Here is a 21,959-nt window from a genome sequence, read left to right as displayed (position 1 = left end):
TCGCCTGGGGGGGGGTGTTGGGCGGAAAAAAAGCCCCCCAAGACCCCCCCGCGGGGTGTTTTTGGGGAGCGAAAAGAAAAAAAAAGAACCCACAGGGCCGCGCCCGGGGGAGGGGGGAAAGAACCCCCCCCCCCGGGACCACGGTTCACGCGTCCGCGTCTGGCAGGGCCGCCGCGAGCCGGGCGCTGAGCCCGCCGTCGACCTTGACGTCCGCGCCGGTCACGAAAGCGGCGCGATCCGACAGGAGGAACTCGACCACCTCCGCGACCTCCAACGGTGTGCCGACCCTGCCGAGCGGGTGCGCGCGGCCCCACTCGGCCACGACGTCGTCGGCGGCCCGCTCGCCGGCGAACAGCCCGGCGGCCCAGCGCAGCATCGGCGTCTCGATCGACCCGGGGCTGACGCTGTTGACGCGGATGCCGTCGGCCGCGTGGTCGACCGCCATCGCGCGGGCAAGCCCCAGCAGGGCGGTCTTGCTCGCGGTGTAGGCCGCGACACCGGTCTGGGTGGCGTAGGCCTGCGCCGAGGACACGACGACGATCGCGCCGCCGCCGTTCTCGCGCAGCAGCGGCACCATGGCGCGGCAGGTGTGGAACGCCCCGCCGACGTTCACGCCCATCACCTCGTCGTAGGTGGCGGGGTCGGTATCGTCCACCGCGCCGTAGCGTTGCACGCCGGCCGCACAGACGACGGCGTCGAGCGTGCCGTGCTCGGCGCGCACGCGGCGGGCCGCGTCGTCGAGCACGTCAGGGCGGGCGACGTCTGCCGCCAGGCCGACGAACCGGCCGGGGCTGTCGGCGTGCCGGGACTCGGCGACCTCGAGCGCGGCGCCGTCACGGTCGATACCGACGACTGTGGCGCCGAGCTCCACGAGGAGGTCGGCGACGCCGCCGCCGATCCCGGCGGCCGCACCCGTCACCACCGCGGTGCGGCCGGCCCAGGCGGCATGCTGTCGACCGCGGTCAGGCATGCCCTGCCACCTGTCCGGACATGTCGCCGAGGCGCAGCAGGACGCCGATCGTACCCAGGCGCGGGACCGTCACGGTGACGCCGTCGGTGACCTCCAGGGGTTCTCCGGGCGTACCCAGGAACGTCGCCCGGCGCGCGCACGAGATCCCCGCGGCGCTCGTGAGGCGCACCGGGGCCTCGCCGTCGACGAACGACTGGAGCCTGAGAAGGAGCTCGCCGTCGTCGGTGGGGAGAACGCTCACGGCCTGGACGTCGGCGCGGTCGATCTCGACGAGCGACGCCTGCTCCGGCGCGTCGGCACTCCCTCTAGCAGCGCCCAGCACGGCCACGGTCTCTCCCGTCACGGCCGAGGCAGTCGCCAGGGCGAGCGAGGGGAGCGACTCGTGCTCGTCAGCCGCGGCGACGGCATAGGTGAAGTCCGTCTCAAATCGCTGCTGGTTCGGGAAGTTCGTGTCCCACACGTTGTTGTGGAACCAGGAGATGACCGTGCCCGGCTCGTTCGGTGCCGTGCTCGGGTAGAACGGGGCGTACGGCTGGGCGATGGTGCCGCGCTGTACGAGCGGTGCGTCCTTCGTGACCCACACGGCGCGCACGCCGTCCGACGGCGAGTCGACCGTCACCCAGCTGCGCACCGCGCGCATGTGCTCGGGAGCGCCGGGCACGTGCGGTAGGTCGTCGCCGGTGACGCCTCCGGTGATCTCGTACCGCACCGTGGCGTCGTCGGTCGCGAACGGGAAGATGAAGTACCCGCTCTCCTTCGCGGTGGTGGCGGGCTTGGCCACCCGATTCTGGACGACCAGGTGGCGCGCGTCGTGCGCCAGCCGCAGCGTCACCGTGACCCGGTCGACGCCGTCGGCCACGAACTCGTACACGAGCCGCTGCTCGACGTCGTCCACGCTGCGCGAGATGAACGACGCCGTGCGGGCTCGCGTGCGGGTACCGATGAACGGCAGGTCAGGGCCGGAGAACGACCGGTTGGAGTGGTGGTTGAACCCGGGCGCCGTCGTGTACGCGTCGTAGAGGTACTCGTTCCCGACGAACAACGAGTCCTGGTTCACCAGCTCGCGGCCGCTCCGGCGGTCGATCACCGACACGATGCCTGCCCGGGCAAGGTCGACGGTCACGGTGAGCGACTCGTTCTCCAGCACGAGCGGGTCTCCGGCGCGGACGGCGGCATCCCCACCCTCAACGACGGCCGCCGCGTCGGGCCGCCCGGCGCCGCCCGGGGTGGTGCCGAGGGTGAACGGGACAGCGTCGACCGGGTCGTCGGACACCTGGTGAAGGTCGAACCGCGAGAACCCGACGGGGGGCAGGTCGTGGGCACGCAGCGTGACCCAGCGGCCGGCCTCGCGGTGCTCGCGGTGCTCCTGGTGGTCCACGCGGAACGGCACGCTCTCGCCCGTGCGGGGGTCCCGGACCTCGAACCCCACGCGGAACGGGACGACGCTCTCGCGGACCAGGAAGCGCACCTCGCGGTCGCGACGCACTCCGTCACCGTTCACGACGTAGTAGCTCGCGAGGGCTCCGTCGGCGGTGCCGAGGGTCTCGCCCAGATACGCCGCGGCGCGTTCGCGGTAGGCGCGGGCGTTCTCCTGCGCCTGGAGGGCCTGCGAGGCCTTCCAGTACCACTGGACCTCGCCAGACTCGAACCCGTGGTCGCGGGCGAGCCACGACTCACCGCCGCCCCAGGTGTGCTCGTTGAACAGAGAGATCTTGCGATAGGCGCGGTCGATGTCTGCTCGCGTGCCCGCGAGGCACGTCCCGGTCCGATGCGTGTACAGGGACGCGAGGACATGCGCCTCCGGCATCCGGAACTGTGCGTCGCGCACGAGCTTCATCATGTGGGCGGACGAGCCGACGCCCTCGACCCACCAGTCGCCCCAGTCGCCCTCGTACGTCTGGATCTCGTCGCCGAGGCGCTCCTCGGCGGCGCGGAAGAACTCCGCGTTCGTCGAGTGCACGAGCCGGGGGGAGGACCACGTGTCGTTCCACTCCCGGATGATGTCCGAGGCCTGCAGGCGGGCGGGGCCGTTGTCGCCGCCCCAGCCCTGCGTGCGCAGGTGGACGATGTCCCACGGGTAGGGCTCGCGCCCCTCGGCCTCCTCGTAGCCTGCCCAGCCGAGCGAACCCGGCGGGTAGGGGTACGGGTTGGTCACCATCGACTGCAGGTAGACCGGCAGCATCCGTTCGACCCGCTCGATCCCCTCGTGGAAGCCGAGGATCGGGCCCTCCTGATAGGCCAGCCCGTGCGGGCTGTCCGTCATCCAGACCAGGACCGACTTGCCCGACGGCGCCGCCCAGCGGAACAGGCGGGGGAGAAGCTGCCCACCGAGCCGCTCGGGTACGGAGCGGCCGGCCCAGTTGTGGGCCACCGACAGGTACTTCACGCCGAAGTCGGACAGGGCGTCGGGCAGACCGACCGGCGTGCCGGGCACGTCGGTCTGCATGGCGGTGTCGAACGGTACGCCGTACCGGTCGGCGATGGCACGCGCTCCGCTGAGGAGCTCGTGCAGCTCCTCGGTGGAGCAGGTGTCCGCGTGCAGGTTGAAGGGCATGGCGGTGAGCTCGACGTGACCCTCCCGCACGTAGTCGACAAACTCCTGGACGACGTGTTCGGGGCGGCTCTGCGCCCACTGCTCGAACGCCCAGAGCGACTCCACGACCCAGCGGAATCGCGAGTCGTCGGGGTCGTCGTGCGTGGCGCGCACGATGTCGAGCACGGAGTCCAGGTAGGACCGCTGGTTCTCGAACACGACCGACTGCGGGTCGGTGTAGCCGAGGTCGAAGTGGTTGTGATGGACGAGGTGGATGGTCCAGTCACGCACCGGCGGCATCGGGAACGTGTAGACCTCGTCCCGGACCTCGGGAAGCCGGAGCTGGACGGTCGCAGCCTCGTCGCCGGCGGGGACGAACACGCGCTGGCACCCGGTGGGTCCGTCCACCAGCTCGACCCCGCCGAGGTCGGTGCCGTCGACCGTCACGTGCGCCACGGTCGGTCGGACCGGCCCGGTGACCTCGACACGGATCGGGCGCTCGCGGTCCGCGCCGTTGCCGCGCGCCAGCTGCTCAGGCGTGATGCGGACGGTGATGCCGTCACGCTCGACGCGGACGGCGCTCGCGTAGTCGTGCAGTCCGGCGATGGCGAATGCGCCGCTCATCGGAAGCCTCGTGATGAGGGCCTTGGCAGTCATGAGAAGTTTCCTCTTTCGACACGTGCGTCGGTGCTGGATTCGGGGGGATGGAGCGGCGACGAGCGGGGGCGACGCCGCGGAGCCTGGGGGCGGGGCGCGCGCACGGCGGCCCCGCCCCCTTCTTGGGGCTAGCGCGTGGCGGCCCGGAGCGTGGTGTCCGCCACGTTGCCGGCGTAGTCCTCGATCCTGACGACGACCTCGCTGTGCTCACTCGCCAGTTCTCGGGTGAGTGAAGGCAACGTCGTGCGCCCGCGGATCATCTGCGGTCGTTCGCCCTGGCTGTACGTGGTGTCGAACGGCACCGGCTCGCCGTCCTCGTACACCGTGAGCGTGTGCCAGTCCGCAAGCGCGGGCCGAGTGAGTCTCAGCGAGGTGCCCTCCAGAGCGGCCGCCGAAGCCGGGTAGGCCTCGATCTGGGTGTCCGCGAACGACCCTGTGGCCGACACCGCGGTGCCGGAGCGAGGGGCGACCGTGGCGACGAGGCCGCCGCCGTCGACGGGAGCCCGACGGAAGGTCACCTCGGTCGAGCCGCGACGCGCCACGGTCTGCTCCTCGTAGCCGCGCCGGCCGGCGTCCTCGGCGGCGAGCGTCACGACGGTGGGTGACGCGACCGGCTCCTTCCACGACACCGTGACGGTGCCGTCCTCGGAGGCCTCCGCCGTGACGTCCCCCGGCCCTCGGGAGAAGTCGTACCGCAGCACGGCCGGCGTGCTCTCGCTGCCGTCGTGCCCCACGGCGACGAGCTCGAGCGTGCCGCGCGAGCGCGTGAAGTGCTTGGCGTACAGCACGTCGTCGTACACGCCACCCAGGTACTCGCCGTCGGCGTACACGTCGTACCGGGCGACGTCGTCGTAGTCGGCGAGGTCCCACCGCAGGAAGAGCTCGTCGGTGGACGTGAGCGCGCGGTCGATCTCGAAGCCGCGCGGACGGTCGGGGGTGTGGTCCCTGCCGTCGGTGACGGCGATCTTGCCGACGTTCACCTGGTAGTCCGCGACGGGGCCGTCGCCGGCACGGAAGCCGAGCCCGAACGTCGTGATCGTCTCGCCCGCGAACCGCGACAGATCGACGTGCACGGTGCGCCAGCCGTCCGTCTGCGCACCGGAGCGCTTGACCGGCACCTCGATCACCCGGTCGGGGTCGGAGGCGAGGACCAACGCGAGCGTCAGCTGTGAGCCGTCGTCGGCGCTCGGCTTCGCGTAGGTGAGCTCGACGTCGGTCCCCGGGGACACCTCGAGGTCCGACTTGAACAGGCGGAGCAGGTTGTCGCTCGCGAGGTCGCCGGAGACCGCGAGGGAGCTGCCGCCCTCGTACGCACCCAGGTGTTCGTAACCGAACCGGTCGGCAGCGACGTAGTCCGGGCCGTAGTCGTAGTCCACCTGCAGCGGGTCGGCGCCGTCCTTCGCCTCGACCCACCACTGCCACGTCACGGGGAGGTCCTGCACGCCGATGTTGCCCCACTCCGCGTCGGAGGAGAGCTCGCCCTCGTGCCAGTAACCGAGGCCGTGTCCGGTGTTGAACGTCGTGGCGAACGTGCGGCCCGTGACGGCCGTGCGCTCGGCCACGTACGAGGAGATGCCCTGCCACTCGCCGTCCGCCGGGCGCGTGGCGTCCGTGCCGGTGGGCGACCCGGTCCACCAACGGCGCTCGCGGTCGAAGACCTGGGACTGTGCGGCGTCGTCGGTCTTGTCCGCGAAGTCGGAGTGCACGAAGTCGGCACCGAGGGTGGCGATCGCGTTCATCGGGGTGCCGTCGGCTCCGAGATTGTCCTGCAGGTCGTAGGGCTGGTCGAACTGGTACATGCCCGCCTCGACCCCGGCGAAGACGGTCTGGCGCGGATCCAGGCCGAGCGACCTCGCGTGCTGGGCAGAGGCCGTGAGCTTGGCCGGGTTCCACCAGTAGTTGAGGAAGATCGAGTCGGCCAGGTCGCCCTTCTCCGCATCGCGCACGAACGGGCTGTTGCGCGGGGTGAACTCGTTCTCGTAGAGCTTGTCACCGTTGGCGGCGTCCACCGAGTCGTACCACTGGACGTAGAGACCCTCCGCCCGCAGCGCGGCGAGGAAGTCCTGGTAGTCGTCGACGTCCTCGGCCGCGACCTTGCTCTGCTCCTGGTTGATGAACCAGCCGTCGAAGCCGAAGTACTCGGCGATGTCGGCGAGCTTGCCGGCCGCGGGGAAGTCGCCGTTCGCATCCCGCACCAGCAACTCGCTGTACGTCTGGGAGCCACGGTCGTTGTCGGAGAAGAAGATGCAGCCGAGCGAGCGCACGCCGTTGCGGTGCGCGGCGTTGGTGTACCCCGGGTTGGGCAGGTTCACCGCGCCGAACTCGAACCAGCGCTGGGTCCAGATGGCGCTCGGGTCGTACAGGTCCTCGGGGACCCCCTCGGTCGGCATCCCGTGCCAGGCCGCGTACACGTCGGTGTACTGCCAGAAGCTGAACAGGTGCTGGCTGAACTCGTTGGTGTACGGGTGCGACTCGAAGGACGCGTTGCCGTAGTCGCCGCTGAGGGCGAGCATCTGAGTGTCCGCGGGGAGCGACGGGTCCCGCTGGGTGGACGGATCTGTGTCGGCGCGCTCCTGCAGGGGTACTCGGGCGCGCAACAGCTCGGCGCCCGAGTCCGTGCGAGGATCCCAGTCCAGCAGCCCGTCCGGGTTGTAGCCGTGCTGGTAGGGCTGGTTCGGGCCCTTCGCGCTGTCGCCCTCCCAGGGGAGGGTGTCGCTCGCGGCGGCCACGCCGGCACCGGCAAGGGTGACCGCGAGGGCGGCGGCGAGCGTCGTTCCGGTCCGCGCCCCACGGGCGCGGCGAGTTGGTCGTTGCCTGGCCATACGTCTCTCTCCTTCGTGAGTGATGGTCACCGGCACAGGGCCGGAGTCAGGTAACGCAGGGACCCGCCGTCCGGCTCAGGCCGTCGACGTGCACGGTCGTGACCGCCAGGGGCGAGGTCCCGGCGAAGGCACGCTCGGCGGGAAGTTCCCATGCGATCTGGGCTGTGTCGCCCGGGGGCACGTCGACGTGGCCGAAGGCGACCAGCTCGCGCAGACGCGGCACGCGAGTTCCGCCCGTCCGGTGCGCGACGACGGGGACAAGGGCGTCGGCCGGCTCGTCGGAGCGGTTGGCGACGGTCGCCGTGACGCGCACGGTTCCCGCACCGGTGGACACCTCGAGGTCGGTGACGGCGACATCGAGGTAGCGCAGCCCGTGCCCGAAGGGCAAGAGAACCGGGTCGGGCGCGTCACGGTAGACGTCGGCGGCGGACTGGCGATCGTTGTAGCGCACCGGGACGACACCGGGGTACCGGGGGAGGGTCATGGGGAGCCGGCCGGTGGGTTCGGCCCGCCCGGTGAGGGCGTCGGCCACCGCCTCGCCGCCCCACGGGCCCGGGTACCCGGCCCACAGCACGGCGTCGCAGAGGTCCAGCACGGTCGTCAGCACGTGCGGCCGACCCGAGACGACCACGGCTACGACGGGTGCGTCGGTCGCCGCGCGGACGGCACGGATCAGGTCGTCCTGCCCGCCGGGCAGCGAGACGTCGGCGAGGTCCACGCCCTCCCCGCCCGTGGCCTCTCCGGGGCGCCCGACGATCGCGCCGTTGTCGGCGAACGCGTCGTCGTACGAACGGTGACTGGTGCCGCCGACCACGACCACGACGAGGTCGGCTGCCCGGAGCAAGGCCGGCTCGAGAACGTCGCCGTCCGGCGCCGTGACGTCCTCGCCCATGGCCACCTCGGCGTCCGGCAGCGCGGCTTGCAGCGCGCCGGCGATGGTCGCTGCCGAGCCTGCGGGCAGCGGCGGCACGTAGTCGCCCAGGAGGGCCGGGACATCGTCGGCGTACGGGCCCACCACCGCGACCCGGCGCACGCCCGGGTGCAGCGGGAGGAGACCGTTGTTGCTCAGCAGGACGAGGGAGTCGGCAGCCAGCTGGCGCGACGACCTCTCGGCGTCCTGGCGCGCCCGGGTGAGTCGGACGACGGACCGCTCGGCGTCCAGTGCCGTCGGCACGCCCGGATTGCCCAACAGGCCGAGCCGTTCTTTCAGCGTGAGGACCCGCCCCGCGGCGAGGTCGAGCGCCGACGAGACCTCGGCGTCCTCGACCGCGAGGTCGGCGAGCATCGTGTAGGCGGTGTCCCACAACGAGAGGTCGACGCCCGCGAGCAATGCCGCACGGGCGGCCGCGGGGAGGTTGCCGGTCGTCCCCTCCAGCCGGTCCACGGCGTGGCCGTCGGCCATGACGATGCCGTCGAAGCCGAGCTCGCGGCGCAGGTAGGTCGTCAGCAGGTCCGGGTTGGCGCAGCAGGGCACGCCGTCGATGTCGTTGTAGGCCGCCATCACGCCGAGCACCCCGGCGGCCACACCCGCCGCGACAGGTGGCAGGTGGATCTCGGCGAGGTCGTGGGGGCCCAGGTGGGCGGACTGGCCGTTGCGGCCTCCCAGTGCCTCGCCCTGCGCGGCGAGGTGCTTGAGGACGACGGCGACGCCCTCCCCGCCGACCCGCGATCGGTCGGGCCCCTGCATCCCCTCGACAACAGCGCGCGTGAGCTCGGCGGCGAGCAAGGGATCCTCGCCGAAGGTCTCCTCGGCGCGGCCCCAACGCGGGTCGCGGAGGACGTCGAGAGCAGACACGAGGGCGACATGCACGCCGCTCGCCGAGAGCTCAGCCGCGACCGCGCGGCCAGCCTCCGCGAACCGCTCCGGGTGCCAGCCCGCCGCTACCGCGAGGTTGACGGGCAGCAGCGTACCGCCGAGGGCCTGGTGGCCGTGCGGTGCCTCCTCCACCAGGAGCGTGCCGACGCTGTGCCGGTCGACGGCGGCGACGGCCTCTTGCACCACCTGGGCGGCCTCGGCCCGCTCCTCGGGTCGTATGCCGTTCGCCCACGACCGGCCGGACCAGGCGTCCGCCCGGAAGAGGCCGTACAGGGCACCCAGGCCGCCCCAGCGCTCGATCTCATCGCGACCCTCGTCGGTGACGCGGAAGCCGCCGCGCGGGTCGCGCTCCAGCGCCTTCCAGCCGAGGAGCCGCTGGTTGACCTGCCCAACTTTCTCCTCGACCGTCATCGCGGCGAGGAGCGCCTCGACACGTGGGCTCATACCACGCGGCCCGGGGTGAGGGCCTCGGCGTCACTGACCGCCGAGTAGGCGCTGGTGCCGCCCGGTCCCGGGCGGTGCTGCGCGGTGACGCCGCGTGCCGCGACATCCGCGGCCGACGCCGCCGACCGCGAGGTCACGACGGTGGGCCGGCGCCCCTCCCGGGCGAGGTCCATCCAGGCGGCGAACACAGCGCCACCGGGAGCGAGGTCGGCCCGGCGCAGGGGCACGTCGTTCTCGTCGACCTCGATCACCACGGCGTCGGAGCGGACCGCGGGGCTCGTTGCTCGCCGTCGCACATCCTCGGCGACGGACGCGAACGCCAGCCCGATCGGCTTGACCTCCCCGTCGGCGTCGAAGAGACCGAGGGAGTATTCCAGCTCCGGGAAGTCGGCGAGGGATCGGTCGACGTCGTGCGAGCACCACCACGTCACTCCCCAGAGGGCGGGGCTGTCGGCCGCGTGACGCACGGCCTGTTCGCAGAACGAGGGAGCGTCAGCCTCGTCCAGGCAGTTCAGTGGTGCCCCGATCTCCTGCAGCCAGACCGGGCGGCTCGGGTCGGTCGCGAACGCGCGGGACAGCTCCACCAGGTACTCGCCGTGCCGCAGGCTCTCGGTGGACATCCCGCCGTAGCGTTGCGCGGTGCCGTTGAAGATCCACGAGTGGATGGCGGTGACGTCGCCGAGGCGCGACGCGTGCGTCGGCAGGAACGGGTGGTCGTCGAGATACCAGACCGCGTCGTACTCGGCGTGCAGGCGCAGCCGGTCGCCGTCCGCAGGGACGGCGTCCAGCAGCGTCCGCACCCACCGCTCGGCCTCCGTCGGGGTGGCGCGCATCGGGTTGGGATGCGGGTCACCCGAGAACTGGTTGACCTCGTTGCCGAGCGTGAGACCCAGGTAGTTCGGCTGATCGGACAGGGCTGCGTCCAGCGCACGAGCGAGCTCCGCCTGGGCGGTCAGCGCACCTTGGTCGGTGAACATGTTCGTGGCGTGCCACGACGTGAGCCAGGCCGGGACGAAGTCGTAGCTCGACATGTGCCCCTGGATGACGTCCACCGACGCGTCCAGCCCTGCTTCGCCCGCCAGCTGCACGACGCGTCGCACGTCCGCAAGGGCGCGTGGCCGGATGAGGGTGCGGTTGGGCTGCAGCACCGGCCAGAACGGGAACACGCGGACATGGTCCAGACCGAGGGACGCGATCGCGTCGAGGTCTCTGCGGATCTCGTCCCAGGACGGCTCCAGCCAGGAGTAGAACCAGCCCTGGCGGGGAACATAGTTGACGCCGAAGCGCGGCGTGGTCATCCCTTGATTCCTCCTTGCTCGAGGCCGCGCATGAAGTACCGCTGCAGGGCCGCGAAGAACACGATGATCGGCACGAGGGCGACGATCGTCCCGGCGGCGATGAGGCGCGGGTCGTCGTAGAAGGTGCCCTTGAGCATGTTGAGCCCGACGGTGAGCGTGTAGTTCTGCTCGCTGGAGAGCACGATCAGCGGCCACAGGAAGTCGTTCCACGAGCCGACGAAGGCGAAGATGGCGACCACCGTCATCACGCCCTTGACCTGGGGCAGGCACACGCGCAGGAAGCGCTGCCAGACGCCGGCCCCGTCCAGGACGGCCGCCTCCTCGAGCTCGTCGGGGATTCCGGCGAAGGCGTTACGCATGAGGAGCACGTTCAGGGGCGCGACCAGCGCGGGCAGAGCGACGCCGACGAGGCTGTCGGTCAGCCCCGCAGACCGCACCAGCAGGAACTGCGCAACGATGATCGCCTCGACCGGCACCAGCAGCGCCGCGACGAACAGTGTGGTGACCAGGGCGCGACCGCGGAACCGCAGCCGGGACAGGGCGAAGCCGGCGGCTGTGGCGAAGACGACGTTGCCGCCCACGACCATGACGGCGACCAGTGCGGAGTTCGCGACGAACTTCAGCACCGGCACCCGGTCGAGCACCCCGGTGTAGTTCTCCAGGGTGGGGTCGGCGGGGATCAGTTGCGGGGGCTGCGCGTAGAGATCGTCGCCCGCACCCTTGAACGACAGGGACAGCTGCCACAGCAGCGGTCCTGCGAGCAGGACCAGCATGAGGACGAGGATGGTGTACCGGACGACGGCACCGCCCCGGATGCGCTTGGTGGCGTTCACGGCTTCCTCCCCTGACGGTTCTGGGCGACGAGCTGGAGCACCAGGAAGGCGGCCATGATCACGAACATCACGAGGCTGATCGCGCCGGCGTAGCCGGTCTGAGCCTGCAGGCCGGTGCCCTCGCGCTGGATGAGCATGGTCATGGTGAGGTCGCCCCCTCCCGGGCCGCCCGTCCCGTTCGACAGGACGTAGATCTCGCCGAAGACGCGGAACGCCGCGATGGAGGAGAACAGCCCGATCAGCCCCATCGTGCTGCGCACGCCGGGCATCGTGACGTGCAGGAACTGCCGCACCGTGCCCGCGCCGTCCACCGCCGCCGCGTCGTACAAGGTCGGGTCGATGCTCGCCAGCGCCGCCAGGTAGATGACCATGTAGTAGCCCATGCCCATCCACACGGTCACGAACATCGCGCTGAACAGCAGCAGCCAGCGATCGGTGAGGAAGGGCACGGGCTCCGTGATGACCGACAGCCAGGAGAGCACCTGGTTGACCATCCCGCGGCGGTCGAGCAGGTTCGTCCAGATGAGCCCGACGATGACGGGCGACATGACCACCGGCAGGTAGTACGTCGTCCGGAAGAAACCGAGCAGGCGCCCCTTGCCCGCCACGAGCGCGGCGAGCACGAGGGGCAGGACGACCATCACGGGCACGACGCAGATCACGTAGAGCGTGGAGTTCAGCAGCGCCGTGGTGAAGCGGGGGTCCTCGAGCAACCGCGTGAAGTTGTCGAGCCCGATGAACTTGCCAGGTTTGAGGAGCGTGGCGTCCGTGAACGCGAGCAGCAGGGTGTTGACGAAGGGGAAGATCACGAACGTCAGGACGACCAGCAGAGCGACGGAGAGAAAGATCCAGGGCGCGTACCAGGGGCCGTGGGACCAGTGCCGCGTGCGGCCGGCCGACCGGCCGGGTCGCAGGGGACCCGGCCGATCGGCGTCACGTCCAGGTACGGACGCCGTGGTGCTCAAGGGGTTGGTCACGGAGCTCACTGATTCGCGAGCCGGTCGTTCGAGTACTTGACGGCGTCGTCGAGGGCCTCCTGCGCGGACTTCTTGCCGAGCACGGCCTGCGCGATCTGCTCACGCAGGTACTCCGAGTCGGCGCCCCCCGAGAACGCCGGCGGCCACCACACCGCCGCGTCGGCGACCTGCTCGGCCGAAGCGATGCGGACCTGTGCCAGGTCGGTGCCGTCGTCGTCGGTGAAGAACGGGTCGTCCAGGGTCCCGGCCGACGACGGGAAGACCGACGCCGCCTTGGCGAAGGCGAGCTGGTTCTCCGAGTTGGTGACGAACTTCGCGAAGGCCTGCGCCGTCGCGGTGTTCTTCGACTGGGAGTTGATCACCAGGGACTCGATGTACATGTTCGGCGCCACGTTGGCGATGCGCGGCCCCATCCCGAGGTTCTCGTAGATCTTCGGAGCGGTGTCCTTCAGGTCGTTCAGGGTGTAGGAGCTCCCCAGCATCCAGGCAAGCTCGCCCGACTTGAAACCGTCCACCTCGGCCGTCTGCAGGGCGTTGACCGCCTCCTCCGAGAGGCCCTTCTGGTTGTAGAGGTCCACGTACCGCTGGACGTACTCCACGCCCTTGGCGTTGTTGAAAGTGAACTCGGTGCCCTCGTCGTTCATCAGTTCGACGCCGTACTCGCCGAACGTCTCGATGCTCGGCAGGCGGCCGATCATCGTCGGGTCGCTGCCGCACTTCTCGGCCATGACCCCCGCCTGGGAGAACAGGTCGTCGTACGTCTCGGGAAGATCCTTCGGGTCGAGGCCGCACTCGTCGAAGAGCGCGGTGTTGAAGAAGGACGGGCCCGTGTTCAGGTACCAGGGATAACCGTAAGTGCCCCCGTCGACCCCGGCGAAGGTCATCGACTCCCATGCCTTGGGCAGGTACAGATCCTTCGCCTCCGGGTCCGCCTTCGCGATGTCGAGGAGCGTGCCCGCCTGCGCGAGCGTGTAGGCGGACTCCGGGCCCATGTCCATGACGTCGGGCAGGTTGCCGGCCGCGGCGTCCGCCGAGAGCTTGTCCTGGTACCCCTCGGCAGGCTGGTCGATCCACTTGACGGTGGTGCCCGGGTGCTCCTTCTCGAACGCCGCGACGAGGTCGGTCAGATAGTCCTCATAGCCGCCCTTGAGGTTCCAGGTCTGGAACGTGATCTCGCCGGTGATCTCGCCGTCGCCGGAGTCGGTCGAGCCGCCGGAGTCGGTCGACCCGCCGGCGATGCCGCACGCACCGAGGGCGAGGGCGGCGGCCGCGACGGCGCCCGCCGCGGCGAACCTGGGGAAGGACCTGCGCATGTGATTACTCCTTCGTAGTCGAGGATCCGGCGCGCCGGATCCGCAGGGTGGTGACCTGGAACGGGGCGAGCCGAAGCCGCGCTCCGTCGAGGGGAGCGGGGTCGGTGGATCCCAGGGCCCGAGAGAGGTCGTCGGGGTGCTCGTCGAGCGGACGCTCGAGGAGGTCGGTCTCGACGACGGTCGCGCCCCGCAGGTCGGGGCTTGCCGCGAGGGCGCCGCGGGCCCGCCCGCCGGCGACCTCGGCCACACGAACGACGACGTCACCGCTGTCGTCGTCGGCGAGCTTGACCCAGTCGACGACGGCGGAGCCCGCGTCGAGTGCGAGGCTCACCGCCGGGTCGATCTGAGGCACCGCGTCGAGGACGGGGGCGTTCAGGGCGTAGGCGGCGGTGACGGTGGACGGCTGGTCAGCGGCCACCACGGACCAGGCCATGCGGTGCCTGCCCAGGTCGGCACCCGGGTCGGGGTAGCGGGCCGCGCGCAGCAGCGAGAGCCGCACGAGTGTGCCACCTGCGTCGAGTCGCGTGACGTCCACGCCGTGGCTCGAGTCGTTGACGACGCCGACGCCGTACCCGGGCTCGGCGAGGTGCAGATAGCGGTGCTGGTTGACCTCGTACCGCGCCTCGTCCCATGACGTGTTGGTGCCGACGGGACGCTCGACACAACCGTACTGCGTCTCATAACGCGCTCCGGGAGCCCGCACGTCGAGGGGCAGCGCGACCTTGAGCAGGTGCTCGCGCTCCTGCCAGTCCACGTCGAGGGTGGCGTCGAGCGCCGCAAGACCTGGGCGCAGCACGTGGGTGAGCGTGAAGCGGGAGCCGCCGTGCGTGCGTACGACGGTGACGCGCGCGGCCCCGTCCTCGTCGCTGGCGACGGCGAGGCTCTCGACCGTCTCGACGTCCTCGCCGAGGCCGAGGGTGTGCCGGTCGACGTCCCACGCGTCCCAGCGGATCGGCACGTCACGGAACAGGGCGAGGGCACCGAGACGGGCGCCGTCCGGGACGAGCTCGCGGTCCGCGGTGAGGTCGAGCAGCGAGGTCACGTGGCCGGAGGCGTCGACGACGACGCGCAGCAGCCCGTTGTCGAGGACGGTGCGACCCTCCGTGGTCTCCACGACGACGGGGTCGGCTTCGGAGGGGCGCTCCACGGCCCACGACCCGTGCGCCGTCGGCGTGAGTCGCGCGGGGGAGCAGCCGCCGTTGGCGGCGAGTGCGCTCGCGGCCTGTGCGGCGAGGGCGCGCAGGCGCTCGTCCAGGCCGCGGTAGGTCTCCCGCGCCTCACGGTGCACCCAGGCGATGGACGACCCGGGCAGGATGTCGTGGAACTGGTGCAGCAGGACGGTCTTCCAGACGTCGTCGAGCTCCGCGCGGGGGTACGGGGCGCCCCGGAGAGCGGCGAGAGTCGCGAGGTGCTCGACGGTGCGGAGCATGGCCTCCGAGCGCCGGTTGCCCTGCTTCATCGCGAGCTGCGAGGTGAGGGTGCCGCGGTGCAGCTCGAGGTAGAGCTCACCGTGCCACAACGGTGGGCCGCCCGCGGCGATGTACTCCGCTTGGGCCTCGGCGAAGAACTCCGACGGGTTGCGCACCTCGACGCGCGGCGCGCCCTCGAGGTCGGCAAAACGGCGGGCGCGGCCGAGCATCTCCCGCGTCGGGCCGCCGCCGCCGTCCCCGTAGCCGAAGGGTACGAGGGAGTGGGACGAGCGGGCCTTGTCCCGGAAGTTAGCCGACGCGTGGTGCAGCTCGGCGGCAGAGACCTCGGCGGCGTAGGTGTCGACCGGCGGGAAGTGCGTGAAGATCCGCGTGCCGTCGATGCCCTCCCAGTCGAAGCTGTGGTGGGGGAACGTGTTCGTGTCGTTCCACGAGATCTTCTGCGTGAGGAACCACCGGAAGCCGGCCCGCCGAGCGAGCTGCGGCAGGGCACCTGAGTAGCCAAAGCTGTCGGGCAGCCATACGCCGTCGGGCTCGACGCCGAGGCGCTCGACGAAGTATCGCCGCCCGTAGGTGAACTGCCGCACGATCGACTCGCCGGTCGGCATGATCGCGTCAGACTCGACCCACATGCCGCCGACCGGAACGAACCGTCCTTCCCGGACCCGTTCGAACATGCGGTCGAACAGCTCAGGCTGGTCCTCCTCGAGCCACGCGAACTGCTGCGCCGACGACATGGCGTAGACGAGCGACGGGTCCGAGTCCATGAGGGCCAGGACGTTGGAGACGGTGCGGGCGACCTTGCGCCGCGTCTCTCGCAGCGGCCAGAGCCACGCGGTGTCGATGTGGGCGTGACCGACGGCGGTGATGCGGTGGGCGCTGGCATGGGCCGGCTGGGCGAGAACTTCGGCGAGCTCCGCGCGCGCTGCCGTCGCGGTTGCCGGGTCGGTGTGGTCGAAGGCGTCGAGGGCCCGGCCGAGCGCGTCGACGAGGCGCCAGTAGCGTGGGTCCTCGGAAGGCACCTCGCCGGCCAGTCCGCCCACCACCTCGAGGTCGCGCACGAGCTCCCACGTCTCGGTCCGAAACTCGCAGACCGCGGCCGAGCGCAGCACGTACGGTGCGAAGCTCGCCGCTGTGTCCTTGTCGCCGACGTCAGTGACCTCGAACGGGGGGAGACCGAGCACGAGCGGGTTGGCGGCAGCCTCGACGTACAGGGTGAATGAGCCGTCGCTGTCGACGAGGCGATCGTGCGCGCCGGGGCCGCGCAACCGGAGCGTGCCGTGGCGAGGGTGCAGCGCCTTGACAACGGAACCGTCGGCCCGGTGGACGAGCGCCTCGCCGTGGCCTCCAACGGAGTGTGCCTCCCAGCCGAGATCAACGCAGAGCTCGACGACCTCTGGCGCGTCGACGGGCACGCGGCCTTCGACGCGGAACCAGGTCGTGCTCCACGCGGGACCCCAGGTGGAGCCCTCCTGGAACGGCTCGTACCGAGGGGTCGCGCGCCCCGGCAACGGTGCGAAACCGATGGCGTGCCCGGCCGGGACGGGTTCGCCGTCCCCGTCGACCTGCCAGGCGTGCAGGGTGACACCGGCGAGCGGCAGATGGACCTGCGGCTGGATGCGTTCGCGCAGCACCCGCTCGAGCCGGTCGAGCGTCTGCTGGGGGTGCGAGTGCACGGGAACTCCTGTGGCTCGGGGGGAGGCGGCGGTGCCGGACCGAGAGCAACTAATGCCCTTTAGTTGGCGCGACACTAGCCGTCGTGGGCTGAGGAGTCAATGTGCGAGTGCGGGCGGGTCAGTCGGCGGCGGCCGTGCTGCCCCGCACGATCAGTTCGGGCGTCTGCTCCTGGCTGTCGGCCGGCGGGGCGCCGTCGAGGATGCGCAGAAGGTGCTGGGCGACGTCTGTGCCGAACCCGTGGGTGTCGCGGTGGAGCGCAGTGAGCTGCGGCTGCATGGCCGTGCACACGGGGGTGTCCTCACACGAGGCGACCGCGACGTCGTCGGGCACGCTCAAGCCCAGGTTGCGCAGTGTTGCGACCACGGCGACGGCCAGAACCTCGTTGTCGCAGATGATCACCTCCGGGGGTGCGGGGTCCGCGAGGAGCGCTCGCGTCGACTCGGCGGCGGAGCGCGAGGTGAAGTCTGTTCCGACGACGCGACCCTGGCGCAGCCGGTGGTGGTGCACAGCCTCGTCGAACGCTTTGACCCGGCGCTGCACATGGAGCAGGTCCTGCGGGCCGCACAGGTAGGCGACTCGCTCGTGGCCGAGAGCTCGCACGTGGTCGAGGACCAGGTTCATCGCCGCGGTGTCGTCGATGGACACCGAGGGGATCAGGCCTTCCGGGTCCGGTCCGCCCGCGAGGACCGCGGGCAGGCCGAGGTCGACCACGGCGCCGGGGCGCGGATCGTCGGCGCGAAGGTCGACCAGCACGACGCCGTCGACGCGACGTTCGGCGTGCCAAGTGCGATAGACCTCGATCTCCTCATCGAGCGTCTCGGCGACCTGGATGAGAAGCCCGTACTGTGCGGATCGGAGCGTCGCCTGCATTCCGGTCATCAGTCGCATGAAGAACAGGTCCGAGTCGGCGGTGGCCGAGGTGCGTGACAGCACGAGGCCGATCGTTCGCGATCGGGCGCCCGTCAGGACGCGGGCTGCATAGCTCGGGCGCCACCCCATCTCCTCGACCACGGCGAGGACGCGCCGTCGCGTCTCGTCGGAGATGCCGGGACGACCGTTCAGCGCGAACGATGCCGCCGTCTCGGAGACCCCGACCCGGGCTGCGATGTCCCGCAGCAGAGGGCGCTTCGTGTTGGAGCTCACCGAGTCCCCTTTGTGCGTCGCGTGGCAGGCACGGTGCCCAGGCCACATCTTGGTGCCATTCTGGGGCCTGATTGGCCGACGTGGGGCGCAGCCGAGCCCGCTTCTGGATGCGGACTCGTCTCGTCCAGGGCGCCGACGGGGCTGCGGGTGACGGCGGCCACCCCCTTGGCGGTGGCCGTGGTCATCGGGAGCGATCCGAGGCTACGGCGCTTCCCCTACGAGGGCGACGCCCATACCAACGACGCGCGGCGCAGTGGCCGTTGACTGCCTCAAGCAATGACGCTAGCGTGCCGAACTAAAGGGGATTAGTTCCCTGGATCTCGACCATGTGGAGCTGCGTGTACACCGACACGTCGCTGTCAACATGTTCGGCCGAAGGCCACGCCAGCGCCTCAACGGAGTCGCGCTGCGGGCTCGGCATGTCGACGGAATGACCTTGACTTTCGTTCGCGGCCAGGCGCTGGCGGTGACACGAACGGGAGTCCGATCCCACGCCGTCACGACTCCGATTCATCTGACGAAACGGATGGAAATGACCACCAACGATCCCCGCCTGACCTTCACCATGCATCGGCGAGCGTTCCTCACGACTGCGGGGGCGACGCTGGCACTGACCGCGACGGGCTCCTGGGACCGGCAGGCCGCCGCCGCGGCCGATGCCGTCACCGCGCCCGGTGCCACGACGGCGCCCAGCGCGGCGCCGACCTTCCCTCCCACCCAGACGGAGCTGCGGCTGCTGACTCCTGAAGAGCTCCAGACGTTCCTGGACTACGACCCCGCCTCCGACCCCAACGCGGCCTACATGCGCAGCCAGGTGGCGCGTGCCCGCCGGATCGACCTGCCGGCCGCCACGCAGGCCAACCCGCGCCTCAGCCCGAGGCCCGAGGTCTTCAGTCTCGACACCTTCTACTGGCCGGTCGTCGCAGACGCGCCGTCCTTCCGCCAGACGCGCTACGGCTTCGACCAGTACCCCTACATCAGCAGGTTCGCCCAGTACGTCGACTACATGGGCGACTGGTTGGGCCTGTCGGGTCGCCTGGACACCATCCCGAACCCGGCACGGGTCGACGTCGCGCACCGCAACGGCGCGTTGGCCCTGGGCACGGTCTTCCAACCTTACTTCTCTGCGACGCCGGGTGCGGTCACGGACTTCATCGCCAAGGATGCCGAGGGCCACTTCGTCGTCGGGGACAAGCTGGTCGACCTCGCGCACCACTTCGGGTATGACGGGTACTTCCTCAACATCGAGGGAACCAGGCTCACCCGCGCTCAGGCCGACGACCTCGCGGCCATGTTCGACGCGATGCACGACCGCGCGAGGAAGAAGGGGATGCCCGACTTCTACCTGCAGATCTACGACGCGCTCCTGCGTGACGGCTCGGCCAAGTATCGGAACCGTTTCACCGAGGACAACGCGGGGTGGATCGACCCGGGGCGCGTCGTCGACAGCATGTTCATCAACTACGCATGGCCGCAGAAGTTCGCGGAGCCGGACTGGGCGCACGACGCGGACTACGTCGCACCGTCGGTGGCGCTTGCCAAGAGCCGCGGGCTGGACCCGTTTGAGACACTTTTCTTCGCGCTCGACATGGGTGAGGAGAACGACGGGAAGCACGCCAACGCCCTCGACTACTACGCCGACCAAGTGGTTCCCCTCAACGGGGAACGTCCGCCGGTGGCGAGCCTGGCGCTGTACAGCCAGTCGGACCGCGTGGTCCGGCGCACCCAGGCCCAGGTCGGTGCGCAGGCGACCGACCCTCTGGTCATGCAGGAGGCGATCCACGTCGCCGACCGAAAGTTCTGGGCCGGCAGGGCCGAGAACCCGGCAGTCCTCCCTGCGCCGGTCCATCCCTCTGTCGAGGAGGCAGTGAGCCCGGACTGGGTGCCGCAGTACGGCGTGGCCAACTTCATCCCGGAGCGGTCGGTCATCGCCGAGCTGCCGTTCACCACCCGGTTCAACACCGGGCAGGGGCACCGCTTCTTCCTCCGGGGCGCGTCAGCCCACCAGCGTGTCTGGTACAGCATGGGCGTCCAGGACGTGCTGCCGACCTGGCAGTGGTGGACGCGTGACCTCGACGGGGCGACCGGTGTCCCGGGCCTCCTCCGCGTCGACTACGACCACACGGTCGCCTTCGACGGGGGCAGCTCGCTGCGCCTCGACGGTCCTGTCGGCGACGGTGCGGGCACCGAGGTGCGGTTGTTCAAGACCGCCATCGACGCGGATCGACCGGCGGTGATGTCGCTCATCGTCCATGACGGTTCGGTCGACGCGAGCGGGCTCGTACGGCTGGGGGTCAGCTACGACGACGCCCCGGGACGCACCACGTGGCTGACTGCGCGGTCCCGGCGGGCCGTGGCCAACGGATGGCGACGGCTCGAGTTCAGGGTTGCTCCGCGCCGCGGGACGCTGGTGACCGCGGTCTCCGTGGGCGTGGTTGCGCCGTCCGGTGTCAGCGTCGACGACTATCGCGTGTACATCGGCGAGCTGCGGATCGCCGCGCCGCGCACCGCGCAGACCCCTCCGCCGCCGGCGGGGCTCCGCATCGACACGAGCGCGCCGAGCAGCGGCGGGAGCGGCCTGACCGCCGGCCTTCGGTGGCGGTCGACCCCGGAGATCTGGTACTACGACCTGCGCACCATCACCACGTCTCCTCGGTGGTTGGGACGGGTCTCCGGTGACGCGTACGTACTCGACGACGTCGAGCCCGGCACGCGCGTCGCGGTCGTGGCAGTCGCTCCCGACGGTACCGAGAGCAATCCGGCTGTCGTGACTATCCGATAGCCACGGCGTGCGCTCTCGCGGATGAAGCGCCGTCAGCCGCTGGCTTCGGAAGGCGGCAACAACTCGGAGGGCTCTTCGCGGATCGGGTCGCGGCGTTGCGAGCCGATCCGCGAAGAGCCCTCCGTGCGCGCCACGCGCTGTTGCATGCATCCAAGATCTTTGTATGCATCCAAGAACTGCCGAGAGGTCATGGGCCGCGAGCCCAGCGGCATCTGCGCGGCATCTTGAGTCGCCCCGGTGAGTCCGGAGACTCTTCGGGTTGCGTCAGGCCGCTGAGTTGCCCCGGTGAGTCCGGAGACTCTTCAGGTTGCGTCAGGCCGCTTCGGCTTGGCGCTTTCGGTGACTGTGGTGGAACGCTCCTGCTTCGATTGAGGTAAGGCCGATGGAGCCGTGGGTGCGCTCGGCGTTGAACCAGTGGGGTTCTGCCCTCGATTCATGGACAAGGGGTGTGATTGCGCGGCGGTCGCCAGCGCCGTGGTCGTTATTGCCTTCTCGAGCGCGTGTTCGGGGCTCGGTCGTCGCACCAGGAGTGTCATCGTCTGGCGTTGTAGCGGTTGACCCAATTGAAGACCTGGCGGTGGCAGGTGAGCTCGTCCGGCCAGCAGGCGGCGTCCCGGAGGACCTCACGCTTGAGCGTCGCGTTGAACGACTCGGCGAGCGCGATGTCCACCGAGGTGCCGACGGCGCCCATCGACTGGGTCACCCCCCCCGGCGTGCGCAGAGGCGGGCGCAGTCCTTGCTCGTGTAGAGCGGGCGCGCCCGCCCGCCACGCGTAGTAGGACGAACGCGTCACCTCGACGAGCTCGCACAGTCGCTTCACCTCGGCGGCTGCCGCTCGGCGTGGCACTCCCCAGCTGTGTGCCCGGCTCCATGAGCTGCGAATCTATGGCCACTTGTGGCCCACGGCAGGTCAGAAGCATCGTCGATGCTGGTCAGAGTGGCGGAAGGCGCTGCCTCGAACTCAGCATCGCTCAGCCGTGAGCAAAGGCCCCCTGACCAGCGGGAACGCTGGACAGGGGGCCTTCGTCATCTGGACCGTGGGCTCATCGGCAAGGCTCTGACCCGCGGTGATGCGTGGCCCGCAGAGTGTCATCCGGATTCCAGCATCGCCCACGTTCGGACCTGCACAGTCACGGCGAAGCTGTGCCCTTCCACGGTCGGTCGGAATGTCTCGCCGGTCGGACCCTGCGGTGCTCGGCAGAGTCCGACCGGCGGAGGTTGTCGTGCGTTCTCAGCTGTCGGTGGGGGTGCCGTGGATGGTGATCTC

Annotated in this window: 11 protein-coding genes and 1 pseudogene; 1 reads left to right on the top strand and 11 read right to left on the bottom strand. The window is 70.4% G+C overall.

Annotated features, from left to right (window positions below; translation table 11 throughout):
* Positions 1 to 145 precede the first annotated feature (145 nt).
* The 10 genes from ACWF41_RS07400 to ACWF41_RS07355 all read right to left on the bottom strand — a co-directional run bounded on the left by ACWF41_RS07400 (position 146) and on the right by ACWF41_RS07355 (position 17,910).
* Positions 146 to 970: an SDR family NAD(P)-dependent oxidoreductase gene (locus tag ACWF41_RS07400; protein ID WP_380315126.1), complete on the bottom strand. Its 825-nt coding sequence runs from the start codon at positions 968 to 970 to the stop codon at positions 146 to 148.
* Positions 963 to 4,127 (bottom strand): glycoside hydrolase family 38 N-terminal domain-containing protein, encoded by a 3,165-nt coding sequence (locus ACWF41_RS07395; protein ID WP_380315123.1) that lies wholly within the window; start codon positions 4,125 to 4,127, stop codon positions 963 to 965. Before ACWF41_RS07395 ends, ACWF41_RS07400 begins: the two co-directional genes overlap by 8 nt.
* Positions 4,128 to 4,288: 161 nt before the next feature.
* Complete coding sequence (locus ACWF41_RS07390; RefSeq protein WP_380315120.1) at positions 4,289 to 6,982, bottom strand: endo-beta-N-acetylglucosaminidase; 2,694 nt, start codon at positions 6,980 to 6,982, stop codon at positions 4,289 to 4,291.
* A 46-nt stretch (positions 6,983 to 7,028) separates the two neighbouring features.
* A complete protein-coding gene (locus tag ACWF41_RS07385; protein ID WP_380315117.1) occupies positions 7,029 to 9,242 on the bottom strand; it encodes a glycoside hydrolase family 3 N-terminal domain-containing protein in 2,214 nt (737 codons plus the stop codon).
* Positions 9,239 to 10,540, bottom strand: coding sequence for a glycoside hydrolase 5 family protein (locus ACWF41_RS07380; protein ID WP_380315114.1), 1,302 nt, complete (start codon positions 10,538 to 10,540; stop codon positions 9,239 to 9,241). The genes ACWF41_RS07385 and ACWF41_RS07380 overlap by 4 nt, the downstream gene beginning before the upstream one ends.
* On the bottom strand, positions 10,537 to 11,373 hold the full coding sequence (locus ACWF41_RS07375; protein ID WP_380315111.1) for a carbohydrate ABC transporter permease: 837 nt from the start codon (positions 11,371 to 11,373) through the stop codon (positions 10,537 to 10,539). The genes ACWF41_RS07380 and ACWF41_RS07375 overlap by 4 nt, the downstream gene beginning before the upstream one ends.
* On the bottom strand, positions 11,370 to 12,182 hold the full coding sequence (locus ACWF41_RS07370) for a carbohydrate ABC transporter permease (protein WP_380315108.1): 813 nt from the start codon (positions 12,180 to 12,182) through the stop codon (positions 11,370 to 11,372). Before ACWF41_RS07370 ends, ACWF41_RS07375 begins: the two co-directional genes overlap by 4 nt.
* Before the next feature lie 173 nt (positions 12,183 to 12,355).
* On the bottom strand, positions 12,356 to 13,663 hold the full coding sequence (locus tag ACWF41_RS07365) for an ABC transporter substrate-binding protein (protein ID WP_380315104.1): 1,308 nt from the start codon (positions 13,661 to 13,663) through the stop codon (positions 12,356 to 12,358).
* Between the two features lie 4 nt (positions 13,664 to 13,667).
* Complete coding sequence (locus tag ACWF41_RS07360) at positions 13,668 to 16,766, bottom strand: alpha-mannosidase (RefSeq protein WP_380315101.1); 3,099 nt, start codon at positions 16,764 to 16,766, stop codon at positions 13,668 to 13,670.
* A gap of 118 nt (positions 16,767 to 16,884) precedes the next feature.
* Positions 16,885 to 17,910, bottom strand: coding sequence for a LacI family DNA-binding transcriptional regulator (locus ACWF41_RS07355; RefSeq protein WP_380315098.1), 1,026 nt, complete (start codon positions 17,908 to 17,910; stop codon positions 16,885 to 16,887).
* A gap of 436 nt (positions 17,911 to 18,346) precedes the next feature.
* Between ACWF41_RS07355 and ACWF41_RS07350 the strand changes: the two genes are divergently transcribed.
* Positions 18,347 to 20,692 carry an endo-beta-N-acetylglucosaminidase gene (locus ACWF41_RS07350; RefSeq protein WP_380315095.1) on the top strand — a complete coding sequence of 782 codons (2,346 nt, stop codon included), beginning with the start codon at positions 18,347 to 18,349 and terminating at the stop codon, positions 20,690 to 20,692.
* A gap of 535 nt (positions 20,693 to 21,227) precedes the next feature.
* On the opposite strand, the pseudogene ACWF41_RS07345 reads toward ACWF41_RS07350, so the two are convergent.
* A pseudogene (locus ACWF41_RS07345) lies at positions 21,228 to 21,442 on the bottom strand (integrase core domain-containing protein); the annotation flags it as partial.
* Positions 21,443 to 21,959: the final 517 nt, after the last annotated feature.

This window comes from Isoptericola sp. NPDC055063 (assembly GCF_053608125.1).
This window is presented reverse-complemented; position numbering and strand designations above follow the sequence as displayed.